The sequence below is a fragment of the Vannielia litorea genome, from assembly GCF_018424695.1.
GTDB classification, from domain to species: domain Bacteria; phylum Pseudomonadota; class Alphaproteobacteria; order Rhodobacterales; family Rhodobacteraceae; genus Vannielia; species Vannielia litorea_A.
In genome coordinates this window covers 38,167-46,589 of record NZ_QTNQ01000027.1, presented here as the reverse complement: position 1 = coordinate 46,589, position 8,423 = coordinate 38,167, and the positions used below count along the sequence as shown (strand labels likewise).

Below are 8,423 nucleotides of genomic sequence, written 5' to 3'. Positions count from 1 at the left end.
GGTGACGAGGGTGGGGAGCCAGTCGGCCATGGCGGCCGTGGTGCCCGCGCGTTTCATCGGCGCGTTCAGCGTTGGCACGTAGGGCGCGGCGCGGTCCTTCTTGTGGAGGAAGGCCTTGAGCAGGGGCTTCATCGCCCAGGGGTTGGTGATGGTGGCGGAGACGGCGAGTTGGCGCAGCGCGCCGGAGCGCAGCGGCAGCGGCGGGGGGCCTGGCGCCGCGTCGAGGCCAATGGCGCCGTCGACCACGATGAACCCGGTGAAGGCGCTCTGATCGGCCATCATCGCCTCGGCCCCTGCCCCGGCGCCGAAGCTGTGGGCGACCAGAACTGGCCGCACGCCCAGCGCCTCGGACAGCGCCAGAACACGCTGGCCCTGCTTTGCCCGGGTGTAATCGACCGTCGCGTCGCGCTCTGACCAGCCCATGGGAGGCATGTCGAAGGCGATGGCGCGGTAGCCGGCGTCAGCCAGCGCGGCGAGGGTTTCCTCCCAGAAGCCAGACCAGCCGACGGAGCCGTGGATGAGCAGCACCGGGGGGCCATCGGCCGGCCCCTGCTCGATCACATAGATCGCGCCCATCGCGGTTTGCACCAGGTCTCCGCGGGCAGGCGGTTCGGTTTGGGCTTCGCGCAGGGCAGCGAAGCCGCGCAGTGCGAGGAGGGCGACCAGCGCGATGGCAACCAGCACGGCGGCGAGCTTCAGAAGGAACTTGAGGATGCGGCCCATGCGTCTACTCGGAAATGTGGATGGGGGTGCCATCGGGTACCAGAGACCAGATTTCACGCATCTCGGCGTCGGTCACGGCGATGCAGCCGTTGGTCCAATCCCAATAGCGGTGCAGCCCGCCGAACCAGCCCCAGCCGTTGGCGATGCCGTGGATCATGATGTTTCCGCCGGGACTGTGGCCTGCCGCTTCAGCGCGGGCGGTGTCTTCGGCATTGGGGTAGGAGACATGGAGCGAGAGGTGGGCGATGGAGCCCGGGTTGCGCCAGTCGATCTCGTAGCTGCCGGTGGGGGTGCGCTCGTCGCCCTCGCGGCCCTTGTGGCCCTCGGGGGCCGCGCCGAGGCTGACTGTGTAGCTGCGGATGACCGCGCCGTTGCGCAGAAGCTTCAGCCGCCGCTCGGACTTGTCGACGCGAATTTCGTCGGCACGCTCGGCGGCGGGGGCCATGTCGGGCGCGGTGCCAGAGCCGACACGGGCCATGGCGGCGGTGTAAGCCACGAGGCCGAGGGCGAGGACGGCGAGGGTGGCCGCGACTTTGGCAATACGCTTCATGGCGGGAGTGATAGCACTGGCCTTGGCGTGGGGGTAGGCGCGAGATGTTCGGGTCAAGCGTATCCGAAAGCCGGGCAGCGTGTAGCGCGTTCCCGACCACAAAAAAGGCCCGGGCGCAAGCCCGGGCCAGTCCAACAGGGAGGTGTGGCCATTGCCCCGGCCACGGAGGGATGGGTCAGGCCACCAGTCGGTAGCCGCCGCTTTCGGTCACCAGGAGCCGGGCGTTGGAGGGATCGGGCTCGATCTTCTGGCGGAGGCGGTAGATGTGGGTTTCCAGCGTGTGGGTTGTCACGCCCGCGTTGTAGCCCCAGACCTCGTGCAGCAGGATATCCCGCGGCACCACGCCCTCGGAGGCGCGGTAGAGGAATTTGAGGATGTTCGTCTCTTTCTCGGTGAGGCGGATCTTCTTTTCCGCATCATCGACGAGCATCTTCATCGAGGGCTTGAAGGTATACGGCCCGAGCTGGAACACGGCGTCTTCGCTCTGTTCGTGCTGGCGCAGCTGGGCGCGGATGCGGGCCAGAAGCACCGGAAATTTGAACGGCTTGGTCACGTAGTCATTGGCACCCGCATCGAGGCCGAGGATGGTGTCGGCGTCGCTGTCCTGACCGGTGAGCATCAGGATCGGGCATTTCACCCCCTGCTTGCGCATCAGCTTGCACAGTTCGCGCCCGTCGGTATCGGGCAGGGCTACGTCAAGGATCACGAGATCGTAGATCGCGTTCTTGGCCTTTTCCATCGCATCGTGGCCGTCACCAGCCTCGAACACGTCAAAATCTTCGGTCATCACGAGCTGCTCGCTCAGCGCCTCGCGCAGGTCTTCGTCGTCATCGACGAGGAGGATTTTCTTCAGGTTGGCCATGGGGAGCCTCCTTTCATTCGCTCTCTCGCAGATGTGAGCGGCGCACGGCGGCGACAAGATTTGCTGCAAATCGCTCACGCAACCGTGTGCGAGGGGGCGGAAATGTTTCATATTCCTACGAAAACCCACTAGATATGCCCCGAGTTCCCCCCGAGGTTTCCCGTATGAGCCTGCTGCCCACACCCGAAGAACTGCGCGCCCGCGCCCGGGCTGACCTGCGGCTTGGGCTGCCCGTGGTGATCGTGGGCGAGGGCGAGGCGGCGCTGGTGATGGCCGCCGAGCAGGCCGCGCCGGGGCGGGTGGCGGAGCTGGCGCGCGAGGGGGCCTATCTGGCGATCACCGCGCGGCGGGCCGAAACCCTGAAGGCCCGCGCCTATGATGGCGATATGGCGCGGCTTTTGCTGCCCGCCGAGGGCCAGGCCGATTGGGCTGCGGCGGTGGCCGACCCGGCGAGCGACCTTGCCACGCCGATGAAGGGGCCGTTCAACGCATTGCGCGGGGAAGACGGCTGCCCGGCGCTGGCCCGCGCGGGCATCCGGCTGGCGAAGGAGGCTCGGGTGTTGCCTGCCGTGCTGGTGGCGCTGCTCAACGGCCCCGCGCCCGAGGGGCTGACGCAGATCGCGGCAGAGGCCGGGGCCGATCTGCCGCCCTTCGCCGAGGCCATATCGGCCCGTCTGCCAATGCGGCTGGCGGGTGCGGGCCGGGTGCATGTGTTTCGCCCCGGTGACGGCGCGGAGGAGCACTACGTAGTGGAGGTGGGCCGCCCGGACCGCGACGCGCCGGTGCTCACCCGGTTGCATTCGGCCTGTTTCACCGGCGATGTTCTGGGCTCGCTGAAGTGCGATTGCGGCCCGCAGCTTCAGGCCGCGCTGGCAGCCATGGGCGAGGCCGGGGGCGGGATGCTGCTGTATCTCAATCAGGAAGGGCGCGGCATCGGGCTGGCAAACAAGATGCGGGCCTATAGCCTGCAGGATCAGGGATTTGACACGGTGGAGGCCAATCACCGGCTGGGCTTCGAGGATGACGAGCGCGATTTCCGCATCGGCGCGGCGCTGCTGGGCAAGATGGGCGTGGGGCGGATCAGGCTGATGACCAACAATCCTGCCAAGATCGCCATGATGGAGAGCCAGGGCGTTGAGGTTGCCGAGCGGGTGCCCCTGAAGGTGGGGCAGACGCCGGAGAATGCGGGCTATTTGGCCACGAAGGCCGCAAAATCGGGGCACTTGCTATGACACCTGCCGCCTTTCTCAACGCCGCCGCGCGGCTGGAGGACTTTTCGCAGGGCGAGGTGGAGGCGGCGCTGGGTTTGCGGCTGACGGCGGTGCGAAGATCGCAGGCCTGGGTCGGGTTCGAGGCGCCGGGGGCGGGGCCGTTCAGCGGGTTCGAGCTGCGCAGCCCGGGGCCGTCTGCACGGTTTGGCGGACTGTTGATCGCCCGGTTCGGCCAGCCGGAACCGATGGCGCGGATCAGGCCCTTGCTCGATCAGCTGCGCTTCTTGCGGATGGAGCCGAACCCGCCGGGCGCGGGCGGGCCGCCAACCGCTGGCCACTGGTTTCAGCTCGGGGCGCATGAGCTTGCGGCGACGGTGCTGCTGGGCACGCCGGAGCGGGTGGCCGCGCTGGCCGTGCATGGCGCCTACCCATGATGCGGCTCACCCCGCGCGGCGTGCTCTTCGCCGGTCGCCTCTTCACGGCGGTCGTCGGCCGCGGCGGGGTGACGGGAGACAAGCGCGAGGGTGACGGCGCGACGCCGGTGGGGCTGCACCGGATCATGGCCTGCTACTACCGCGCCGACCGGGTGCCAGCGCCCGCGCCCTGGGCCATTCCCATCGGGCCGCGTGACCTGTGGTCGGACGCGCCGGAGGATGCGGCCTACAATTCGCGGGTTCTGGCCCCCTACCCCGCCAGCCATGAGCGGATGCGCCGGGCCGACCGGCTCTATGACATCGTGCTGACGACGGATTGGAACGTGCCGGCGACGCCCGGAAGAGGCTCGGCCATTTTTCTGCACCGCTGGCGCAAGCGGTGCCATCCGACCGAGGGGTGCATCGCCTTTCGGCCCGATCATCTGGCCTGGATCGCGGCGCGCGCGGTGCCGGGCACACGGCTGCTGGTGCCGGGGAAGCCCTAGCCGGGCACACGCTCGCCGAAGATGGCAGAGCCGACGCGGATGTGGGTGGCGCCCAGCGCGATGGCGCGCTCGAAATCGGCGCTCATGCCCATCGACAGGCCATCGAGCCCGTTGCGCTCGGCCATCTTGGCCAGCAGGGCGAAGTGGAGCGACGGCTCTTCCTCCACCGGCGGGATGCACATGAGGCCTTTCACCGGCAGCGAGAGCATGCGGCATTCGGCGATGAAGCCGTCAACCTCGCCCGGCAGGCAGCCCGCCTTTTGCTCTTCTTCGCCGGTGTTCACCTGAATGAACAGCTCGGGGCAGCGGCCCAACTCATCGGAGAGGCGCGCGATGGTGGCGGCGATCTTGGGGCGGTCGACGGTGTGGATGCTGTCGAACAGCTCCATCGCCACGCGGGTCTTGTTGCTTTGCAGGGGGCCGATGAGATGCAGATCGACACCGTCGAAACGCTCGCGGAAGCCCGGCCACTTGCCCTGCGCCTCCTGCACCCGGTTCTCGCCAAAACAGCGATGCCCCTCCTCCAGCACCGCCTCGACGCGCGCATCGGGCTGCACCTTGGAAACGGCGATGAGCGTGACGCTCTCGGCGGCGCGCCCCGCCTCTTCGCAGGCCTTGGCGATACGGTCCTTTATGTCTTGTAGTGCCAATCCAACACTCCATAGCGCTCGAGCGCATCTGTCAGCGGCTTCAGATCATCGGCGTATTTCTCCCAGGCGCGGGCCGAGGATTTGTACATCGGCTGGCGGACCTGGTGGATCGAGAGGGTCTTCACATCACGCTTGGTCTTGTGGAAGTCCAGGCAGGCGTCTTCCCACTCCAGCCCGGCGGCGGCGATCAGCTTGCGGCTCTGCACCTCGGGGTCGTTGACCAGCTCTTCATAGGCGATCTCGGTGAAGGCATCGGGCATCTGCTCGCGCCAGAACTCTATGCAATCCACGAACTTGCGGTAGTAGCGGGCCAGCGCCTCGAAATCGTAGGCGTAAGTGTGGGTGCCCTCGCGGAAGACGTTCTTGTAGATCGACAGGAGTTGGTCGCGCGGGTCGCGGCGCACCACGATGATGCGCGCGTTCGGGATCAACTCCCTGATCAGGCCGATGTAGCGGAAGTTGGAGATCGTCTTGTCGGTGACCAGCTTGTCGAAAGATACACGCTTGCGGAACTCGGCCTCGATCAACCGGGGGAAGGCCTCGTATTGGGTGTCTCTCAACTCCAGCGTCTTGCGCCAGTCCTGACCGTTGCGATCCAGCATGATCCTTCGGCACATCTTTCCGAGCACGCCGATTTCGCCTGAGCCTTCCACCATGCTGTGGCTGGCGATGATCTGCTCGGTCAGGGTGGTGCCCGAGCGCGGCAGGCCGGTGACGAGGATCGGGGCGAACTCGGAGTTGTCGAGCGGTGGCACCTCCTTGCGCCAGCTGAAGGCCTTCTGGAGGCGGAGGGATTCGTCAAACTCGGTGTCAAAGGCCTTCTGATCGAACGGGAAGGCGCGGGCCATCATCCCGTTACCTTCGTTCAAGAAGTGGAAGACCTTCTCGTTCTCCTTGGTATCCTCGTAGGCCTTGGCGATTGCGAAGCAGAGGTTGGCGCGCAGGCGGCCCTGCACCTTGGGGCTTTTGTAGGCGTCGAGCATTTCGCGGATGATCGGCTCACCCTTCTTCACCTTCTTGCCCTGCAACCATGCGCGATAGACGATGCCATCACCGGGGCTGAGGCGAAGCGCCTTGCGGAAGTGCTTTTCGGACTCTTCGAACCGGCCCTGGCGCTGGTGGAGCATGGCGAGTTGCAACTGGGCGTCTTCATCGCGAGGGCGCAGTTTGGCGAGCTCTTCAAAGGCGCGAATGGCCTCATCCACATCGCCTGCATCGCCAAGGGTTTCTGCCAGCTCGCGAAGCACGACGGATTCGCCCGGCTTGAGCTGGAGCGCCTTGTTCAGCGCAGCGGTGGCAACCTTGAAATCCTTCACCTCGCGGGCGATACGCCCGATCTGGTAATGCGCCTCGGCGGTCTGCGGGCGGACGTCCACGATTTCATTGTAGATATCATGCGCTTCTTTCAGGCGGCCGGAAGACTGGAGCTTCATGGCCTTCTGGTAGAGTTGCGGAATGTCCTTGATTGCGATGCTCGCCATCACCTGCCTGCCGTGTTGTCGCTGCTGCGTGCCGCCCCGTTTCTAACGGATAAGCTACGGGGAATGAATCCCCAAAAAGAAAAGAGCGGGCACAAGGCCCGCTCTTCCCGAAAGGTTTTCGACTGGCTCAGAAGGCCATCGACAGACCCAGCGACCAGGTGTCGACCGTGTCGCCACCGATGTCGGAGAAGTCGGACGAGCCGTAGCCGGCCAGAACCGAAGCGCCGCCACCGAGGTCGTAACCGGCGGTCAGACCCCAACCGGAGAGCTCGACGCCGTCGATGTCGAAGATACCGTAGTTCATGTGAACCGAGAAGGCATCCACGGCGTAGCCAACACCCAGACCGGTGTGGGTCAGGTCAGCATCGGTACCGTCGATCGAGAAGTCGGTGAAGGTGAAACCAGCGGTCAGGCCGGAGTCGAGGGTAACGGTTGCGCCGAGACCCAGAGCCGACACTTTGATACCAGTGGTGGTGCCGAAGTAGGTGTCGTCGAAGTAGTCGAGGATGGTGTTGAAGTTGGTCAGCTCAGCTTCCTGGTAACCAAGGCCGAGGGCCAGGTCAGCACCACCGAGGTCGGTGTTGTACTTGAAACCAACAGCGTAGCCGGTGTCGAGAACGCCGGAGTCGTCCATCTCAACCGAGATTGCCACGCCGAAGTCACCGAAGGTGTTGTCGTAGCGGACGATCTGGCCGTCGTAGGCGCCGTCGAGCCAGTTGCCGTTGTAACCAACGTGCACGGTCTCGTCGTCAGCGATCGAACCGGGGTTGCCGATGTTGCCGGCGTCGGTCAGGGCCCAGTCAAGAGCGCCGTCGGTGTCGCCCATCGTCACGGTGCCGAAGGAACCGGAGATGAAGATGAACGCGCCGCCGTCATCGGACGGGGTGAAAGCGCCGTCTTCGTCGAGGTCGACGCCAGCACCGAAGGTGAGGCCACCGTCGGTTTCGCCCGACATGCGGAATTCGACATCGATATCCTGGAAGAACTGAGTCTCCATATCGGTGCCGCCGTAGATGCCCATCTCGGCCCAGCCGGAGACGGTGACTTCAGCCGACGCGGCGCCAGCGAAGGCGACCAGCGCGGTCGAAGTGAGAAGAACCTTTTTCATCGTGTTTCCCTCGTTATCAAAGGTCAGCCCAACGCGGGGAATCCACATTGGGTATGGCAGGGTGTTTCGCTCTTTCGTCGTTCGATTGCAATAACGCCCCAGACCGGGTGCCGGGACTCTCCGCCATCTGGTGCATGTCTGCCACAGTCCGCCTCGCCCCCCTTGTTGCCTTGCCGCAGCCGAAGCCCGCAGCCTCTGGCTGGCCAAAAAGCCTTGTGGGGGTGGGGCGGCTCGGATAGACAAGCAAAAAAGGGTGAGAGGGGCAGCTTTTAATGACCTTCCAGAAGGGACTGCGGGCAGCAGGTTTGACAGCGATGGTGCTGGTGCTCTCCGCGTGTGGCGTGAGCGGCCGGCTCGGCAACAGCCTTGGTGGCAGTTCGGGCGGCAGCTCGGCGGGGATTCGCAATGCGCCCGCGCAGCCGCGAGAGACCGACCGACTCGGCCGTGAGATCGTTGGTGGCCGCGTGCGCAACTCCACCATCTGGGATCTGTTCGGCAATCGCGACGACCCCAACATCACCGTGGAGGTCAACAAGTACATCTGGCGCGCGTCGCTGGAGGTGCTGAACTTCATGCCGATCCAGACGGTAGACCCGTTCACCGGCGTCATCGTCTATGGCTACGGCGTTCCGCCCGGGGGTGGCAGCGCCTATCGCGCCACGGTCTACGTGCAGGACCCGGCGCTGGACGCCCGTTCGCTGAAGGTGGCCCTGCAAGGCCGCGGGGGCCGCAGCGTGAGCGCGGACACCGTGCGCGCCGTGGAAGATGCCATTCTGACCCGCGCCCGGCAGCTCCGCATTCAGGACGGCAAGCTCTGACATTATAGACTCGGTGGCGCGGCACCCCGCGCCAACCCGCTGGACCCTGCGCCGCGCCCGCCGTAAACACGCCGGGACCGTTGGAATACCCGCAGGACAGA

Annotated in this window: 10 protein-coding genes; 4 read left to right on the top strand and 6 right to left on the bottom strand. The window is 65.7% G+C overall.

What is annotated here, in order from left to right:
* The 3 genes from DYI42_RS11380 to DYI42_RS11370 form a co-directional block, all read right to left on the bottom strand.
* On the bottom strand, positions 1–723 hold a 723-nt coding region (locus DYI42_RS11380), incomplete at its 3' end, for an alpha/beta fold hydrolase (RefSeq protein WP_213546060.1).
* Positions 724–727: 4 nt separating this feature from the next.
* The gene (locus DYI42_RS11375) at positions 728–1,273 is read right to left on the bottom strand and encodes a L,D-transpeptidase family protein (RefSeq protein WP_213546059.1); all 546 of its coding nucleotides are present in this window, start codon (positions 1,271–1,273) and stop codon (positions 728–730) included.
* 175 nt (positions 1,274–1,448) lie between these two features.
* A complete protein-coding gene (locus tag DYI42_RS11370) occupies positions 1,449–2,135 on the bottom strand; it encodes a response regulator transcription factor (protein WP_213546058.1) in 687 nt (228 codons plus the stop codon).
* A 164-nt stretch (positions 2,136–2,299) separates the two neighbouring features.
* Between DYI42_RS11370 and ribA the strand changes: the two genes are divergently transcribed.
* From ribA to DYI42_RS11355, 3 genes are read left to right on the top strand one after another with little or no spacing between them, the layout of a single operon-like run.
* Positions 2,300–3,367: a GTP cyclohydrolase II gene (gene ribA, locus DYI42_RS11365; protein ID WP_213546063.1), complete on the top strand. Its 1,068-nt coding sequence runs from the start codon at positions 2,300–2,302 to the stop codon at positions 3,365–3,367.
* Entirely contained in the window at positions 3,364–3,780 is a 417-nt protein-coding gene (locus DYI42_RS11360; protein ID WP_213546057.1) for a hypothetical protein, read from the top strand. The genes ribA and DYI42_RS11360 overlap by 4 nt, the downstream gene beginning before the upstream one ends.
* On the top strand, positions 3,780–4,265 hold the full coding sequence (locus DYI42_RS11355; protein ID WP_213546062.1) for a L,D-transpeptidase family protein: 486 nt from the start codon (positions 3,780–3,782) through the stop codon (positions 4,263–4,265). Before DYI42_RS11360 ends, DYI42_RS11355 begins: the two co-directional genes overlap by 1 nt.
* Here the strand turns inward: DYI42_RS11355 and DYI42_RS11350 are convergent.
* The 3 genes from DYI42_RS11350 to DYI42_RS11340 form a co-directional block, all read right to left on the bottom strand.
* Positions 4,262–4,915 (bottom strand): YggS family pyridoxal phosphate-dependent enzyme, encoded by a 654-nt coding sequence (locus DYI42_RS11350; protein ID WP_213546056.1) that lies wholly within the window; start codon positions 4,913–4,915, stop codon positions 4,262–4,264. The two genes, DYI42_RS11355 and DYI42_RS11350, sit on opposite strands and share 4 nt — an antisense overlap.
* On the bottom strand, positions 4,897–6,396 hold the full coding sequence (locus DYI42_RS11345) for a tetratricopeptide repeat-containing sulfotransferase family protein (RefSeq protein ID WP_213546055.1): 1,500 nt from the start codon (positions 6,394–6,396) through the stop codon (positions 4,897–4,899). Before DYI42_RS11345 ends, DYI42_RS11350 begins: the two co-directional genes overlap by 19 nt.
* A gap of 127 nt (positions 6,397–6,523) precedes the next feature.
* A complete protein-coding gene (locus DYI42_RS11340; protein ID WP_213546054.1) occupies positions 6,524–7,504 on the bottom strand; it encodes a porin in 981 nt (326 codons plus the stop codon).
* Between the two features lie 272 nt (positions 7,505–7,776).
* On the opposite strand from DYI42_RS11340, the gene DYI42_RS11335 reads away from it, so the two are divergent.
* Positions 7,777–8,322 carry a DUF3576 domain-containing protein gene (locus DYI42_RS11335; protein WP_213546053.1) on the top strand — a complete coding sequence of 182 codons (546 nt, stop codon included), beginning with the start codon at positions 7,777–7,779 and terminating at the stop codon, positions 8,320–8,322.
* The last annotated feature ends 101 nt before the right edge of the window (positions 8,323–8,423 follow it).

Coding starts and splice junctions, on each gene's coding strand:
- DYI42_RS11375 (WP_213546059.1), bottom strand. CDS start 1,273: ATGAAGCGTATTGCCAAAGTCGCGGCCACCCTCGCCGTCCTCGCCCTC.
- DYI42_RS11370 (WP_213546058.1), bottom strand. CDS start 2,135: ATGGCCAACCTGAAGAAAATCCTCCTCGTCGATGACGACGAAGACCTG.
- ribA (WP_213546063.1), top strand. CDS start 2,300: ATGAGCCTGCTGCCCACACCCGAAGAACTGCGCGCCCGCGCCCGGGCT.
- DYI42_RS11360 (WP_213546057.1), top strand. CDS start 3,364: ATGACACCTGCCGCCTTTCTCAACGCCGCCGCGCGGCTGGAGGACTTT.
- DYI42_RS11355 (WP_213546062.1), top strand. CDS start 3,780: ATGCGGCTCACCCCGCGCGGCGTGCTCTTCGCCGGTCGCCTCTTCACG.
- DYI42_RS11345 (WP_213546055.1), bottom strand. CDS start 6,396: ATGGCGAGCATCGCAATCAAGGACATTCCGCAACTCTACCAGAAGGCC.
- DYI42_RS11340 (WP_213546054.1), bottom strand. CDS start 7,504: ATGAAAAAGGTTCTTCTCACTTCGACCGCGCTGGTCGCCTTCGCTGGC.
- DYI42_RS11335 (WP_213546053.1), top strand. CDS start 7,777: ATGACCTTCCAGAAGGGACTGCGGGCAGCAGGTTTGACAGCGATGGTG.